The sequence below is a fragment of the Leclercia sp. Marseille-Q4284 genome, from assembly GCF_916618945.1.
Taxonomy (GTDB): Bacteria; Pseudomonadota; Gammaproteobacteria; order Enterobacterales; family Enterobacteriaceae; genus Enterobacter; species Enterobacter tamurae.
Map to the genome: position 1 here is coordinate 1,370,854 of NZ_CAKAKG010000002.1, position 16,325 is coordinate 1,387,178.

The 16,325-nt window shown below is 57.3% G+C and carries 13 protein-coding genes; 8 read left to right on the forward strand and 5 right to left on the reverse strand.

Translation table 11 applies throughout. The features are described 5' to 3' along the window. Positions 1-8: 8 nt before the first annotated feature. From accB to LG383_RS21335, 5 genes are all read right to left on the reverse strand, one after another. A complete protein-coding gene (gene accB, locus LG383_RS21315; protein WP_106994879.1) occupies positions 9-479 on the reverse strand; it encodes an acetyl-CoA carboxylase biotin carboxyl carrier protein in 471 nt (156 codons plus the stop codon). 22 nt (positions 480-501) lie between these two features. Continuing rightward, positions 502-954 (reverse strand): type II 3-dehydroquinate dehydratase, encoded by a 453-nt coding sequence (gene aroQ / locus LG383_RS21320; protein WP_166184288.1) that lies wholly within the window; start codon positions 952-954, stop codon positions 502-504. Positions 955-1,187: 233 nt separating this feature from the next. After that, positions 1,188-1,787 (reverse strand): protein-methionine-sulfoxide reductase heme-binding subunit MsrQ, encoded by a 600-nt coding sequence (gene msrQ / locus LG383_RS21325; protein WP_166184286.1) that lies wholly within the window; start codon positions 1,785-1,787, stop codon positions 1,188-1,190. Continuing rightward, the gene (msrP, locus tag LG383_RS21330) at positions 1,788-2,789 is read right to left on the reverse strand and encodes a protein-methionine-sulfoxide reductase catalytic subunit MsrP (protein WP_106994876.1); all 1,002 of its coding nucleotides are present in this window, start codon (positions 2,787-2,789) and stop codon (positions 1,788-1,790) included. 77 nt (positions 2,790-2,866) lie between these two features. After that, entirely contained in the window at positions 2,867-3,841 is a 975-nt protein-coding gene (locus LG383_RS21335; protein WP_106994875.1) for an MDR family oxidoreductase, read from the reverse strand. Between the two features lie 184 nt (positions 3,842-4,025). Here LG383_RS21335 and csrD point away from each other — a divergent pair, with 184 nt between their 5' ends. The 8 genes from csrD to tldD all read left to right on the forward strand — a co-directional run bounded on the left by csrD (position 4,026) and on the right by tldD (position 16,292). Continuing rightward, on the forward strand, positions 4,026-5,966 hold the full coding sequence (gene csrD / locus LG383_RS21340; RefSeq protein ID WP_225760102.1) for an RNase E specificity factor CsrD: 1,941 nt from the start codon (positions 4,026-4,028) through the stop codon (positions 5,964-5,966). Between the two features lie 279 nt (positions 5,967-6,245). Further along, a complete protein-coding gene (gene mreB / locus LG383_RS21345; protein ID WP_000913396.1) occupies positions 6,246-7,289 on the forward strand; it encodes a rod shape-determining protein MreB in 1,044 nt (347 codons plus the stop codon). Positions 7,290-7,351: 62 nt separating this feature from the next. Beyond that, entirely contained in the window at positions 7,352-8,368 is a 1,017-nt protein-coding gene (gene mreC, locus LG383_RS21350) for a rod shape-determining protein MreC (protein WP_106994872.1), read from the forward strand. Further along, the gene (mreD, locus tag LG383_RS21355; protein WP_032614566.1) at positions 8,368-8,856 is read left to right on the forward strand and encodes a rod shape-determining protein MreD; all 489 of its coding nucleotides are present in this window, start codon (positions 8,368-8,370) and stop codon (positions 8,854-8,856) included. Before mreC ends, mreD begins: the two co-directional genes overlap by 1 nt. A 9-nt stretch (positions 8,857-8,865) precedes the next feature. Further along, complete coding sequence (locus LG383_RS21360; protein ID WP_166184276.1) at positions 8,866-9,459, forward strand: nucleoside triphosphate pyrophosphatase; 594 nt, start codon at positions 8,866-8,868, stop codon at positions 9,457-9,459. Further along, the gene (gene rng, locus LG383_RS21365) at positions 9,449-10,918 is read left to right on the forward strand and encodes a ribonuclease G (RefSeq protein WP_106994870.1); all 1,470 of its coding nucleotides are present in this window, start codon (positions 9,449-9,451) and stop codon (positions 10,916-10,918) included. The genes LG383_RS21360 and rng overlap by 11 nt, the downstream gene beginning before the upstream one ends. A gap of 44 nt (positions 10,919-10,962) precedes the next feature. Continuing rightward, complete coding sequence (gene yhdP, locus LG383_RS21370; protein WP_225760103.1) at positions 10,963-14,760, forward strand: AsmA2 domain-containing protein YhdP; 3,798 nt, start codon at positions 10,963-10,965, stop codon at positions 14,758-14,760. A gap of 86 nt (positions 14,761-14,846) precedes the next feature. Further along, positions 14,847-16,292, forward strand: coding sequence for a metalloprotease TldD (gene tldD, locus LG383_RS21375; protein WP_106994868.1), 1,446 nt, complete (start codon positions 14,847-14,849; stop codon positions 16,290-16,292). Positions 16,293-16,325 lie beyond the last annotated feature (33 nt).

A 16,325-nucleotide genomic window follows, 5' to 3' on the forward strand; every position in this document is an offset into this window, starting at 1 on the left:
TCGCCTCGTTACTCGATGACGACCAGCGGCTCGTCAAATTCAACCGGCTGACCACTTTCGACCAGAATCGCTTTCACAGTACCTGACTTGTCAGCTTCGATCTGGTTCATCATTTTCATGGCTTCAACGATGCACAGGGTATCGCCCGCGTTAACTTTCTGGCCCACTTCGATGAACGCTTTAGCGTCCGGGCTCGGGGTGCGGTAGAAAGTACCAACCATTGGGGAACGTACGATGTGACCACTGATTTCCGCTGCTGCTGGTGCTTCCATTGCTGGAGTCGTCGCCGGCGCGACAGCGTTAGACAGAGCTGGCTGCTGCATCATTGGTGCAGCATAAGCTTGTTGCATAACCGGGTAGCCTGCGTTTGGCGCGGCACGGCTGATGCGTACAGACTCTTCGCCTTCAGAAATTTCCAGTTCGGAGATGCCTGATTCTTCAACCAGCTCGATCAGTTTTTTAATCTTACGAATATCCATGAGTGGGTTCCGTACTCTTTGTTTAGTGTGATTGTGACAGGCGTTTTACCGCTGTCTGTAAAGCGAATGAATAACCGTCAGCCCCCAGTCCACAGATGACGCCAGCGGCGATATCCGACAGGTAGGAGTGGTGGCGGAACGGCTCCCGCGCATGCACGTTGCTGAGGTGGATCTCGATAAACGGGATGCTCACTGCCAACAGCGCGTCACGAATAGCAACACTGGTGTGCGTAAACGCGGCCGGATTAATCAGGATATAGTCCGTGGTGTCTTTAGCCTGATGAATGCGGTCGATGAGTGCGTACTCCGCGTTTGACTGAAAATGGTCAAGTTCCACATTGAGTGCCGCCGCTTCGCTACCCAAACGGTTAACAATTTCGGTTAACGTCAGCGTGCCGTACTTCTCGGGTTCACGGGTGCCGAGCATATTCAGGTTCGGTCCGTTCAAAACTAAGATGTGAAACTTGTCAGCCATTGTGCCGCTATCTCCTGCGATTCTCCGGTAAAAAACAAAATATACCTTCGATGCGCGATTGTCACCCTTTCTGGCTATGAAAAACCCATCGGGAAAACCAAAGTTGCACATTATAACGATTTCGTAGCATTTGGCAGCTAAATACTGGTCTTATCAGGGAAGATTATCAACAGCATTCGGATAAACGCCCGGGAAGGGTAAGCGTTCTGCGGGGATCTGCACACTTTCGCCCATTATCGCCACCACTGACGAAACTTCTTATATCGCCATGCCAGAAGCACTATTGCCAGCACGGCATAGATGATCGGCTGCGGTGAGAGAATTTTCACTGACCAAAGGTAGTGGATGGGGGCGAGGATCGCGACAAGATATACAAAATTATGCAGAAGTTGCCAGCGCCTTCCCAGTTTTCGCTGAGCGGACTGCGTAGAGGTGAGGGTCAACGCCAGTAAAATCACCCAGCTGATAATCCCCAGGGTTAAGTAAGGGCGGGTAACCAGTTCGCTTCCCAGCAGGGCCAGATTGTTAATGCCCAGCTCCAGAAACGCATAGCTGGTGAGATGCAGCGTCGCCCAGGCGAAACACCATAGCCCAAGCAGGCGGCGGGTGCGAATCAACAAAGGCTGTTTCGCGTAGCGCGCCAGGGGAGAGATCAGCAGAGTCGCCAGTAAAAACTTTAGCGCGGTGCGGCCGGTGAAATGCTGGATATCTTTAGCCGGATCGGCACTCAGGCCGCCGTGGTTGATGGCCCAGAATAGCCATATAAAAGGAAGCAACCCTGCAAGATGCAGGGCGACTTTCAGCCAGGTAATCTGTTTTGCCGTCAGACGCACTTAAAAAAACTCCCGTAAGTCGAGGCCGCGGTAGAGCGATGCGACCTGGTCGGCATAGCCATTGAACAGCAGCGTCGGCTGACGCTTAACGTCCAGCGCCCCGCCCGAGCCAATAAACCGCTCAGTCGCCTGCGACCAGCGCGGGTGATCGACGTGCGGGTTAACATTAGCGTAAAAACCGTATTCATTCGGTGCGGCAAGGTTCCAGGTGGTCGGTGGGCGTTCACGGGTCAGCTTGATGCTGACAATCGATTTGATGCCCTTAAAGCCATATTTCCACGGCACGGTCAGGCGGATGGGTGCACCGTTTTGCGGCGGCAGCGCTTTGCCGTATACGCCGACGGTAAGCAGCGTCAGCGGGTGCATGGCCTCGTCAATGCGCAATCCCTCCACGTACGGATAGTCGAGCCCACCGCCAATAAACCGGTCTTTCTGGCCGGGCATGATCTCCGGTGCGTAAAGGGTCTGGAAGGCGACATACTTCGCGTCGCTGGTGGGCTCCACCATCGCCAGCAGCTTATGCAGCGGAAAACCAATCCACGGCACCACCATCGACCAGGCCTCGACGCAACGCATGCGGTAGATTCGCTCTTCCAGCGGGAAGCGGGTGGTCAAATCGTTGTAATCGAGGGTCAGCGGTTTTGCCACTTCGCCGTCGATGGTCAGCGTCCAGGGATCGGTCTTCAGGCTGCCGGCATTGGCCGCCGGATCGGCTTTATCCAGGCCGAACTCGTAGAAGTTGTTATAGCCTGTCACTTTCTCTTCGGGGGTTTTGGCGAGCGTGCTCTGCCACTGGGCGGGTTGGGTAAAAGTAAGCGGCTTCCCTGGTGGCGCTTTAGGACGATCGTTACCCTTAAACCAGTCCAGCAGGTCGGCCTGTGCGAGGGGAGATAGCGTCAGCGCACCGGCACCGATCCCCAGCATTTTCAGGATCTGGCGGCGCTTCAGCATAAAAACGGATTCCGCGGTGATATCGGCTTCCGTCAGGGGTTTCACTTTCATGGCATCCTCCGTCATGCGTTTTTCTAAGCATGACGGAGGAGCAGGGTTAAAGCGAATATGTCACGAAAATTTGAAGATTACGCCAGCTTCACCAGAGTACGGCCCTGGATCTGATTATTGATGATCTTTGCGGCATACTCCGGGGCCTGCTCAAGGCTAATCTGGGTGGCGCTTTGATCATAGAAGGAGGCAGGCAGGTCGCGAACCAGTCGTTCCCAGGCCTGGGCCCGGCGCTCTGGCGGGGTCATCACGGAATCGACACCCTGCAGACGAACGTTACGCAGAATAAACGGCATTACCGTGGTCGGCAGGGCAAAACCGCCCGCCAGGCCGCAGGCCGCCACGCAGCCGCCGTAGTTCATCTGCGCCAGCAGTTTCGCCAGCACTTTGTCTCCAACGGTATCGACGGCACCGGCCCAGATCTGTTTCTCCAGCGGGCGGGTCTCAGCGAACTCGTCGCGGCCCAGAATGCGGCTGGCACCGAGGCTACGCAGATAGTCATGGGTACTTTCACGTCCGGAGACTGCCGCCACCTGATAGCCCAGCTTATGCAGCAGGGCGACCGCGGTACTGCCGACGCCGCCGCTGGCGCCCGTCACCACTACCTCACCGGACTGCGGCGTAACGCCAGCCTCTTCCAGCGCCATCACGCACAGCATGGCGGTGAAACCGGCGGTGCCGATGATCATCGCTTTACGACCATCCAACCCGTTCGGCATCGGCACCAGCCAGTCGCCGTTGACGCGTGCCTGCGCGGCCAGCCCGCCCCAGTGATTCTCGCCCACGCCCCAGCCGGTCAGCAGCACCTGTTGGCCGACATGGAAACGCGGATCTTCGCTGGCATGTACGCGGCCCGCAAAGTCGATACCTGGAACCATTGGGAAATTACGCACGATCTTGCCGGTGCCCGTAATGGCGAGCGCGTCTTTGTAATTCAGACTGGACCAGTCGATATCAACGGTCACGGCCCCTTCCGGCAGGCGGCTCTCTTCGATAGATTGCACTGATGCAAGAGTTTTGCCTTCCTGCTGTTCTAAGATCAAAGCCTGCATACGAATTCCTTACTCAGCATGATGATTGGAAAAAAATTTTTGAAGACTATACTCGCTCATTGACATGCAATGCCGATTTAACGCAATAAATTGCCAGATACACCGGATTTGGTAGTATGCCGATGCCGTATTGCGAGTTAGTGCTCACTTGCTATCCTCATCAACTCACGGAGTAATCTCAAGGATGCGATTATCGACGAAGTTCTCCGCTTTTATTGCCTTGCTAACCGGTTTGACTATCTTTGTCACCCTGATTGGCTGCTCGCTCAGTTTTTATAATGCGATCCAGGGAAAGCTGGTGAACCGCGTCCATTCCGTAGCGTCGGTAATTGATTCCCGCCTTGTCAGTACGCCCTTTCCGGAACTGTCTCGTCAACTGGATGAGCTGATGGCTCCGGTTGATATCACGCGTGTCGAGATTACCCAGGGCGGAAAAACCCTCTTCAGCCACAGCGGGCAAAAGGGTTATCGACCGGCCGGTGCGCCACCCCAGCATCTGGAACTGACCGTCTCCTCCCTGAAAAACCCCGGGATGACCATAAGCCTGGCCTATCTGGACCCCATGGACAGTTATTATCGCTCACTGATGACCACCGCGCCCCTGACGGTGGCGGTGATCTTCGTGGTGGTGCTGATCTTTCTGGCGGTGCGCTGGCTGCGTCGCCAGCTCTCGGGACAGGAGCTGCTGGAGTCGCGCTCGGTACGGATCCTCAACGGTGAACGTGGGCCTCAGGTGCGCGGCTCCGTCTATGAATGGCCGTCCCGCACCAGCAGCGCGCTGGACGTTCTGCTGTCCGAAATTCAGTTTGCCAGCGACCAGCGCAGCCGGATAGACACGCTGATCCGCTCCTATGCCGCCCAGGACAACAAAACTGGCCTCAATAACCGTCTTTTCTTTGATAATCAGCTGGCTACCCTGCTGGAAGATACCGAAAAAGTCGGATCGCACGGGGTGGTAATGCTTGTCCGTCTGCCGGACTTCGATCTGCTGAAGGACAACTGGGGTCGGGCGGTGGCGGAGGAGCATCTGTTTATGCTCATCAACATGCTCTCCACCTTTATGATGCGCTATCCCGGCGCACTGCTGGCGCGCTATCACCGCAGTGATTACGCCGTGCTGCTGCCGCATCGCTCCCTGAAAGAGTCAGAGAGTATTGCCAGCCTGCTGTTAAAGTCGGTGGATGCGCTGCCACCCAGTAAAATGCTCGATCGTGATGATATGGTGCATATTGGCATATGCGCCTGGCGCGGCGGCCAGACCACCGAGCAGGTGATGGAGCATGCCGAAGCCGCCACCCGCAATGCCGTGCTGCAGGGGGCTAATGGCTGGGCGATTTATGATGACTCCTTGCCAGAGAAAGGGCGCGGCAACGTGCGCTGGCGCACCCTGATTGAGCAGATGCTCACCCGCGGCGGGCCGCGGATCTATCAAAAACCGTCGGTGCTGGTTAACGGCCAGGTTCACCATCGGGAGCTGCTGTGCCGCATCTTTGACGGCAATGAAGAGGTGGTCTCGGCGGAGTATCTGCCAATGGTGCTGCAGTTTGGCCTGTCGGAAGAGTACGACCGTCAGCAAATCTCCCGATTGATGCCATTCTTATCCTACTGGCCCGAAGAGCATCTGGCGCTGCAGGTGACGGTGGAGTCGCTGATCCGCCCGCGTTTCCAGCGCTGGCTACGCGATGTGCTGATGCAATGTGAAAAATCGCAGCGTAAACGCATTATTTTTGAACTTGCAGAGGCGGATGTTTGTCAACACATCAGTCGGTTACAGCCGGTGGTTCGTTTGATCAATGCGCTGGGGGCTCGTGTGGCGGTGACGCAGGCGGGTCTGACGCTGGTCAGCACCAGCTGGATTAAGGCGCTGGAGGTAGAGCTGTTGAAGCTACATCCGGGGCTGGTAAGGAATATCGAAAAACGTACGGAAAACCAGCTGCTGGTGCAGAGTCTGGTTGAAGCCTGCAAGGGAACGCAAACCCATGTTTTTGCCACAGGCGTGAGGTCCCGAACCGAATGGCAGACGTTGACAGAGCGCGGAGTTACAGGGGGTCAAGGCGATTTTTTTGCAGCCTCTCAGCCTCTTGACAGCAATGTGAAAAAATATTCGCAAAGATACTCTGTTTAACCTGCCGTTTGGTAAGTTTTCACGTAGAATATCGCGCCTGTAGCGTGATGTATGACGCACAACACGACAGTAAACGACCTTTATCGGGTTACAAATGAACGTGAGGAACGCTGTTTTTTCTCAGCCCTGAGGGAGTCAGGCGACGATTTGTAACAAAGGAAGCGTGCTGCACAAATTTTCACCGTAGCAGGCGATTTTTGCGCCTTGTCGCTGCTGCGTGTGGTTGGTAAAGTAAGCGGATTTTGTTTTCCGCCCCAGCTTTCAGGATTATCCCTTAGTATGTTGAAAAAATTTCGTGGCATGTTTTCCAATGACCTGTCCATTGACCTGGGTACCGCGAATACCCTCATTTATGTAAAAGGACAAGGCATCGTACTGAATGAGCCTTCAGTTGTGGCCATTCGTCAGGATCGTGCTGGTTCACCGAAAAGCGTAGCGGCCGTCGGCCATGACGCTAAGCAGATGCTTGGTCGTACGCCGGGTAATATCGCTGCCATTCGTCCGATGAAAGACGGCGTTATCGCTGACTTCTTCGTGACCGAGAAAATGCTTCAGCACTTTATTAAACAGGTGCACAGCAACAGCTTTATGCGTCCGAGCCCACGTGTTCTGGTGTGTGTGCCGGTTGGCGCTACCCAGGTTGAACGTCGTGCTATTCGTGAATCCGCTCAGGGCGCTGGTGCGCGTGAAGTCTTCCTGATTGAAGAGCCAATGGCTGCCGCCATCGGTGCCGGCCTGCCGGTTTCCGAAGCGACCGGCTCCATGGTGGTGGATATCGGTGGCGGTACCACTGAAGTGGCCGTTATCTCCCTGAATGGTGTGGTTTACTCCTCTTCCGTACGTATTGGTGGTGACCGCTTCGACGAAGCCATCATTAATTATGTTCGCCGTAACTACGGCTCTCTGATCGGTGAAGCCACCGCAGAGCGTATTAAGCACGAAATCGGTTCTGCTTACCCGGGTGACGAAGTGCGCGAGATCGAAGTGCGCGGCCGTAACCTGGCAGAAGGCGTTCCACGTGGCTTTACCCTGAACTCCAACGAAATCCTCGAAGCGCTGCAAGAGCCGTTGACCGGCATTGTAAGCGCCGTCATGGTTGCCCTCGAGCAGTGCCCGCCGGAACTGGCTTCCGATATCTCCGAGCGCGGTATGGTTCTGACCGGTGGTGGTGCGCTGCTGCGTAACCTCGACCGCCTGTTGATGGAAGAGACAGGTATTCCTGTCGTAGTTGCTGAAGATCCACTGACTTGCGTAGCCCGTGGCGGCGGCAAGGCGCTGGAAATGATCGACATGCACGGCGGCGACTTGTTCAGCGAAGAGTAGTCAGGTGTGAAAGGGTAGCGGATGGCTACCCTTTCTCTCTGACGCGAGAGTACGCATAGCCTATGAAGCCAATTTTTAGCCGTGGCCCGTCGCTACAGTTTCGCCTGATCCTTGGGGTGTTGGTAGCGCTTGGTGTCATTATTGCCGATAGCCGCCTCGGTACGTTCAGCCAGATCCGAACGTACATGGATACCGCCGTCAGTCCTTTCTACTTTGTATCAAATGGTCCCCGTGAACTGCTCGACAGCGTCTCGCAAACCCTGTCCTCACGCGATCAACTCGAACTTGAAAACCGCGCGTTACGCCAGGAACTGCTGCTGAAAAACAGCGAAATACTGATGCTGGGCCAGTACAAGCAGGAGAACGCCCGTCTGCGTGAGCTGCTGGGCTCCCCGCTGCGTCAGGATGAGCAGAAGATGGTGACCCAGGTGATCTCCACCGTTAACGATCCCTACAGCGATCAGGTGGTGATCGACAAGGGCAGCGTCAATGGCGTGTACGAAGGCCAGCCGGTGATCAGCGATAAAGGCGTTGTCGGTCAGGTGGTCGCGGTCGCCAAGCTGACCAGCCGCGTGCTGCTGATTTGCGATGCCACCCATGCGCTGCCGATCCAGGTGCTGCGTAACGATATCCGCGTGATTGCGGCCGGTAACGGCTGTACGGACGATCTTCAACTGGAACATCTGCCGGCGAATACCGATATTCGCGTGGGCGATGTGCTGGTGACGTCAGGTCTGGGCGGTCGTTTCCCGGAAGGGTATCCGGTTGGGGTGGTCTCCTCCGTGAAGCTGGACACTCAGCGCGCCTACACCGTGATTCAGGCTCGTCCAACGGCGGGTCTGCAGCGTCTGCGCTATCTATTGCTGTTGTGGGGCGCCGACCGTAACGGGACTAACCCGATGACCCCGGAAGATGTGCATCGCGTGGCGAATGAACGTCTGATGCAGATGATGCCGCAGGTTCTGCCTGCGCCAAACTCAATGGGGCCGCCTGCGCCAGTGCCTGCGCCGGCAACCGGGCTGACCCAGCCGCTGCCTGATGCGCCACCGCCACCGCAACTCTCCCCGGGAGGGCAATAGTGGCAAGCTATCGTAGCCAGGGACGCTGGGTTATCTGGCTCTCGTTTTTGATCGCGCTGTTACTGCAAGTAATGCCCTGGCCGGACGACATTCTCGTTTTCCGGCCAAACTGGGTGCTGCTGATTCTGCTCTACTGGATCCTCGCTCTGCCGCACCGCGTAAATGTGGGCACAGGTTTTGTGATGGGTGCCATACTGGATCTGATTAGTGGCTCAACGCTTGGCGTACGCGCCCTGTCCATGAGTATCATCGCATACCTGGTCGCTCTGAAATTCCAGCTCTTTCGTAATCTGGCGCTCTGGCAACAGGCGCTGGTGGTGATGTTGTTATCCATGGCCGCGGATATCATTGTTTTCTGGGCAGAGTTTTTAGTGATCAACGTCTCTTTCCGTCCGGAAGTGTTCTGGAGTAGTGTAGTTAACGGTGTGCTCTGGCCATGGTTGTTCCTGCTGATGCGTAAGGTTCGCCAGCAATTTGCCGTGCAATAAAAGGTTTCTATGACGTCTTTGTATCTCGCTTCCGGCTCCCCGCGCCGTCAGGAACTCCTGACGCAGTTAGGGGTATCTTTTGAACGCATCGTCACCGGCATTGAAGAGCAACGTGCCGAGGGTGAAAGCGCACAACAGTATGTTTCCCGTCTGGCACGGGAGAAAGCGCAGGCCGGCGTGGCGCAGGTGCCGCGTGATTTACCGGTGCTGGGCGCAGATACTATCGTGATCCTCAATGGTGAAGTCCTCGAGAAACCGCACGACGATGAGCATGCGTTTACGATGCTGCGCAAATTGTCCGGCCATACGCATCAGGTCATGACCGCGGTTGCGCTGGCAGACCGCCAGCACGTGCTCGATTGCCTGGTGGTTACTGATGTCACGTTCAGAGTACTCACAGAAGAAGATATCGCCGGTTATATCGCCAGCGGTGAACCTATGGATAAAGCAGGTGCATACGGTATTCAAGGGTTGGGTGGCTGTTTTGTCAGGAAGATCAATGGCAGCTATCACGCCGTAGTCGGCTTACCGCTGGTGGAAACGTATGAGTTGCTGAGCAATTTTAACTCACTGCGTGAGGGAAGGGATAATTATGACGGCTGAATTGTTGGTAAACGTAACGCCCTCGGAAACCCGTGTGGCCTATATCGATGGCGGAATTCTCCAGGAAATTCACATCGAGCGTGAAGCGCGGCGCGGAATAGTAGGCAATATCTACAAAGGTCGTGTCAGTCGTGTCCTGCCGGGTATGCAGGCGGCATTTGTAGATATTGGCCTCGATAAAGCGGCATTCCTGCATGCCTCCGACATCATGCCGCACACCGAATGCGTGGCGGGTGAAGAGCAAAAACAGTTTACCGTTCGTGATATCTCCGAGCTGGTGCGTCAGGGCCAGGATCTGATGGTGCAGGTGGTGAAAGATCCGCTGGGCACCAAAGGCGCGCGACTGACTACCGACATCACCTTACCTTCCCGTTATCTGGTCTTTATGCCTGGCGCATCGCACGTTGGCGTCTCCCAGCGTATCGAGAGCGAAAGCGAGCGCGAGCGCCTGAAAAAGGTGGTGGGCGCGTACTGCGATGAGCAGGGCGGATTCATTATTCGCACCGCCGCAGAGGGGATCAGCGAAGAGGATCTGGCTTCGGATGCTGCCTACCTGAAACGCGTCTGGACCAAAGTGATGGAGCGTAAAAAACGCAACCAGACCCGCTATCAGCTGTACGGAGAGCTGGCACTGGCCCAGCGCGTTCTGCGCGACTTCGCCGATGCCCAGCTTGACCGCATCCGCGTCGACTCCCGTCTGACCTATGACGCGCTGCTCGAGTTTACCGCGGAGTACATCCCGGAAATGCCGGGCCTGCTTGAGCACTACACCGGCAAGCAGCCCATCTTTGATCTGTTCGATGTTGAAAATGAAATCCAGCGCGCGCTGGAGCGTAAGGTTGAGCTCAAGTCCGGCGGCTATCTGATTATCGACCAGACCGAAGCGATGACCACCGTGGATATCAACACCGGGGCGTTTGTCGGTCACCGCAATCTGGACGACACCATTTTCAACACCAACATCGAAGCGACGCAGGCCATTGCGCGTCAGCTTCGTCTGCGCAATCTGGGTGGCATCATCATCATCGACTTTATCGATATGAGTAACGAAGACCACCGCCGCCGCGTGCTGCACTCTCTGGAGCAGGCACTGAGTAAAGATCGCGTGAAAACCAGCATCAACGGCTTCTCCCAGCTGGGCCTGGTTGAGATGACCCGCAAGCGCACCCGTGAAAGCGTGGAGCATGTGCTGTGCAACGAGTGCCCGACCTGCCATGGCCGCGGTACGGTGAAATCGGTGGAGACCGTCTGCTACGAGATCATGCGTGAGATCGTTCGTGTGCATCACGCCTACGACTCCGACCGCTTCCTGGTCTATGCTTCTCCTTCGGTGGCGGAAGCCCTGAAAGGGGAAGAGTCCCACGCGCTGGCAGAAGTGGAAATCTTTGTCGGCAAACAGGTAAAAGTGCAGATAGAGCCGCTCTATAACCCGGAGCAGTTTGACGTGGTGATGATGTAATCCGCAGGTACTGCGAGACAAGAACGGCTGACAAGGAGAGACGCGTGAGGCGATTGCCGGGGATTTTACTGCTTACAGGGGCAACGCTGATTGTGATTGTCGCGCTGCTCGTAAGCGGGCTGCGTCTCATATTGCCGCATCTGGATAGCTGGCGCCCTGAGCTGCTGGCAAAAATCGAATCCGCGACCGGCATGCCCGTCGCGGCCAGCCAGCTCAACGCAAGCTGGCAGAACTTCGGCCCGACCCTGGAAGTGCGCGATATCAATGCGCAGCTGAATGACGGCGGCCATCTGAAAATCAAGCGCGTGACCCTGGCCCTGGACGTGTGGCAGAGCCTGCTGCACCTGCGCTGGCAGTTTCGCGATCTCACCTTTTATCAGCTGCAATTTCTGACCAACACCCCGCTACGCAGCGACGACCAGGGCGAAGGCTTCGAAGCCAACCGCATCAGCGATCTGTTCCTGCGCCAGTTCGATCATTTCGATCTGCGCGACAGTGAGATCAGCTTTATTACCCTCTCCGGGCAGCGCGCCGAACTGGCGATCCCGCAGCTCACCTGGCTCAACGGCAAAGAGCGGCACCGTGCGGAAGGTCAGGTCAGCCTCTCCAGCCTGAACGGACAGCATGGCGTGATGCAGGTGCGGATGGATCTGCGCGACGACAATGGCCTGCTGAATAACGGCAAGGTGTGGATGCAGGCAGATGACGTTGACGTCAAACCCTGGCTGGGTGAGTGGGTGCAGCAGAACATGCAGCTGGAAACCGCGCGTTTCAGTATTGAAGGCTGGATGACCCTCACCAACGGCCAGTTCGCCAGTGGCGATATCTGGCTGAAACAGGGCGGCGCCAGCTGGCCGGGAAAGGCGCGTCAGCATCAGCTTTCGGTTGATAATCTCACCGCGCACGTCACCCGTGCGAAAGAGGGCTGGCAGTTTGCCATCCCGGATACCCGCATTACCATGGACGATAAGGCGTGGCCGCGTGGAGCCCTGGCCCTGGCCTGGATCCCGGCGCAGGACGTCGGCGGCGTCGACAGTAAACGCAGCGACGAGCTGCGTATTCGCGCCAGCAATCTGGAGTTGTCAGGCCTGGAAGGGCTGCGAACCATCGCGGCGAAGCTCTCCCCGGCGCTGGGCGACGTCTGGCAGGCCACCCAGCCGGTAGGGGCAATCAACACCCTGGCGCTGGATATTCCGTTGCAGGCGACAGAAAAGACCCGCTTCAACATCGCCTGGACCGATCTTGCCTGGAAGCAGTGGGAGCTGCTGCCGGGGGCCGAGCATTTCAGCGGCACGCTGCAGGGCAGTGTGGAAGATGGTCGCCTGGTGGCCAACATTCGCGATGCGAAAATGCCTTATGAAACCGTCTTCCGCGCCCCGCTGGAGGTGGAGAAAGGTACCGCCACCCTCCACTGGCTGAAGAACGAGAAAGGTTTCCAGCTCGACGGGCGTAACATCGACGTCAAAGCCAAAGCGGTACATGCCCGGGGGGATTTCCGCTATCTGCAGCCGGCGGGCGATGAGCCCTGGCTGGGGATACTGGCGGGCATCAGCACCGACGACGGGTCACAGGCCTGGCGCTATTTTCCTGAAAACCTGATGGGCAAAGCGCTGGTGGACTACCTGAGCGGCGCGATTCAGGGTGGGCAGGCCGATAACGCCACCCTGGTCTACGGCGGCAACCCGCACCTGTTCCCCTATAAGTACAACGAAGGCCAGTTCCAGGTTCTGGTGCCGTTACGCAATGCCACCTACGCCTTCCAGCCCGAGTGGCCGGCGCTGAAAAACCTCGATATTGAGCTTAACTTTATCAATGACGGGTTGTGGATGAAGACCGACGGCGTGGCGCTGGGCGGAGTGAAAGCCAGTAACCTGACGGCGGTGATCCCGGATTATTCGAAAGAAAAGCTGCTGATCGATGCCGATATCAACGGGCCCGGGAAAGCCGTTGGGCCGTACTTTGACGAGACGCCGCTGGATGACTCTCTGGGTGCCACGCTCCAGCAGCTCCAGCTGGATGGCGATGTGAATGCTCGCTTACATCTGGATATCCCGCTGGACGGCACCATGACCACCGCTAAGGGCGACGTCAGGCTGAAAAATAACAGCCTGTTCATTAAGCCGCTGAACAGCACCATTAACAATCTCAGTGGGCAGTTCAACTTCGTGAATGGCGATCTGAAAAGTGGGCCGCTGACCGCAAGCTGGTTTAATCAGCCGGTAAATATCGATTTCTCTACCACCGAGGGCGAGAAAGCCTATCAGGTTGGGATCAATCTGGATGCCAACTGGCAGCCTTCGCGGATGGATGTATTGCCAAAAACTATCAGCCAGTCGCTGGAAGGCCGCCTGCCGTGGAAGGGTAAGGTGGCGATTGAGCTGCCTTATCGTGGCGGTGCCCGGTATAAGGTGGATATCAGCGGCGATCTGAAGAACGTCAGCAGCGACCTGCCGTCGCCGCTGGAGAAGAGCGCGGGCGAGCCGCTGCCAGTGAAGCTGAACGTCGACGGGGATCTCAACAGCTTTACCCTGACGGGCAACGCTGGCGGCAAGAATCACTTTAACAGCCGCTGGCTGCTTAACCGCAAGCTGACGCTGGATCGCGCTATCTGGACCTCTGACAGCCGCACGCTGCCGCCGCTGCCGGAGCAGTCGGGCATCGAACTCAACCTGCCGCCGATGGATGGTGCCGAATGGTTAGCGCTGTTCCAGCGTGGTGTCGGGCAAAATGTGGATGATACGGCGCAATTCCCGCAGCACATCACGGTGCGCACTCCCGCTCTGGCGCTGGGTGGACAGCAGTGGAATAACCTGAGCATCGTCTCGCAGCCCACCCTGAACGGCTCAAAAGTCGAGGCGCAGGGGCGGGAGATCAATGCCACTCTGCTGATGCGCGACACTGCGCCATGGCAGGCGGAGATCCGCTACCTCTATTTCAATCCGGCGACCGCTACTGCCGGGAAAGGCAACGTCGCTTCGCCATTAGCCAGCACCACGCGGGTCAATTTCAGCGGCTGGCCTGATTTACAGCTGCGCTGTGCCGAGTGCTGGCTGTGGGGGCAGAAATACGGCCGTATCAACGGTGATTTCACCATTAAGGGCAACACCCTTACCCTGGCGGGCGGGCTGATTGATACCGGCTTCGGCCGTCTGACCGCCAACGGCGAGTGGGTGAACGGCGCCAACGAGCAGCGCACCTCCCTGAAAGGACAAATCAAAGGCAACAAGCTGGATGCGGCATCGAACTATTTCGGTGTGAGTACCCCGATTCGCGGTTCGTCGTTTGACCTCGACTACGATCTGCACTGGCGCGACCAGCCGTGGAAGCCTGATGAAGCCACATTGAACGGCATCCTCAAAACCCGTCTTGGCAGAGGTGAAATTGCCGATCTGAGCACCGGCCATGCGGGTCAGCTGCTGCGCCTGCTCAGCTTCGACGCCCTGCTGCGTAAGCTGCGCTTTGACTTCAGCGATACCTTTAACGAAGGCTTCTACTTCGATTCGATCCGCAGCACCGCGTGGATCAAAGATGGTGTCCTGCATACCGATGACACCCTGGTCGACGGGCTGGAAGCGGATATCGCCATGAAAGGCTCCGTCAATCTGGTGCGTCGCGAACTGGATATGGAAGCGGTGGTGGCCCCGGAAATTTCCGCCACCGTTGGCGTGGCGGCGGCCTTCGCCGTGAACCCGATCGTCGGTGCGGCGGTGTTTGCCGCCAGTAAAGTGCTGGGGCCGCTGTGGAGCAAAGTCTCCATTCTGCGTTACCACATCACCGGCCCGGTGGATAAACCGCAGATTAATGAAGTGCTGCGTCAGCCACGCAAAGATGCACAGCAATGATTTGACGCGGGCAATTAATTGCCTCACTCTCAATAGATAAGATCTTAGATACGTCCTGTGGACGGCAACGAACGAGTAGCAAAACGATGAGTCTGAACCTGGTAAGTGAACATCTGCTGGCAGCGAACGGCCTGAGCCATCAGGACCTGTTTTCCATTCTTGGTCAACTGACCGAACGTCGTCTCGACTACGGCGATCTCTACTTTCAGTCGAGCTATCACGAATCCTGGGTTTTAGAAGACAGCATCATCAAAGATGGCTCGTATAACATCGACCAGGGCGTTGGTGTCCGCGCCGTTAGCGGTGAGAAAACCGGTTTTGCTTATGCGGATCAGATTAGCCTGACTGCCCTGCAGCAGAGCGCGCAGGCGGCACGTACTATCGTGCGCGACAGCGGTGATGGTCGCGTCAAAACCCTGGGCGAAGTGCAGCACTCTGCGCTCTACACCAGCGTCGATCCGCTGCAAAGCATGAGCCGCGAAGAGAAGCTGGATATCCTGCGCCGGGTGGACAAAATGGCCCGTGCGGAAGATAAGCGCGTGCAGGAGGTCTCTGCCAGCCTGAGCGGCGTGTATGAGCTGATTCTGGTGGCGGCAACCGACGGCACCCTGGCCGCCGACGTGCGTCCGCTGGTTCGTCTTTCCGTCAGCGTGCTGGTGGAAGAGGACGGCAAACGCGAGCGCGGCTCCAGCGGCGGCGGCGGTCGTTTTGGTTACGAATGGTTCCTCGGTCTGGAAGCGGGCGAAGTGCGCGCGGATGCCTGGGCGAAAGAGGCGGTGCGAATGGCGCTGGTCAACCTTTCTGCCGTGGCGGCGCCTGCGGGTACCCTGCCGGTAGTGCTGGGCGCAGGCTGGCCTGGCGTGCTGCTGCACGAAGCGGTGGGTCACGGTCTGGAAGGCGACTTCAACCGTCGTGGCACCTCGGTCTTCAGCGGCCATATGGGCGAGCTGGTGGCCTCTGAACTCTGCACCGTAGTCGATGACGGCACCATGTCCGATCGTCGTGGCTCGGTCTCTATTGACGATGAAGGAACGCCGGGTCAGTACAATGTGCTGATTGAGAACGGGATCCTGAAAGGCTACATGCAGGACAAACTGAATGCGCGCCTGATGGGCGTGGCCCCGACCGGCAACGGCCGTCGCGAGTCCTACGCGCATCTGCCGATGCCGCGTATGACCAACACCTATATGCTGGCGGGTAAATCCACGCCGCAGGAGATCATCGAGTCGGTGGAGTACGGCATCTACGCGCCAAACTTCGGCGGCGGCCAGGTGGATATCACCTCCGGCAAATTTGTCTTCTCGACCTCAGAAGCCTATCTGATCGAGAAGGGCAAAGTGACCAAAGCGGTGAAAGGGGCGACCCTGATTGGCTCCGGCATCGAAGCGATGCAGCAGATCTCGATGGTCGGTAACGATCTGAAGCTGGATAACGGCGTCGGCGTCTGCGGTAAAGAGGGCCAGAGCCTGCCGGTGGGCGTCGGTCAGCCGACCCTGAAGGTGGATAACCTTACCGTCGGCGGTACCGCATAATTTCCCTTCCGAAATTCCCTCTCCCTGTGGGAG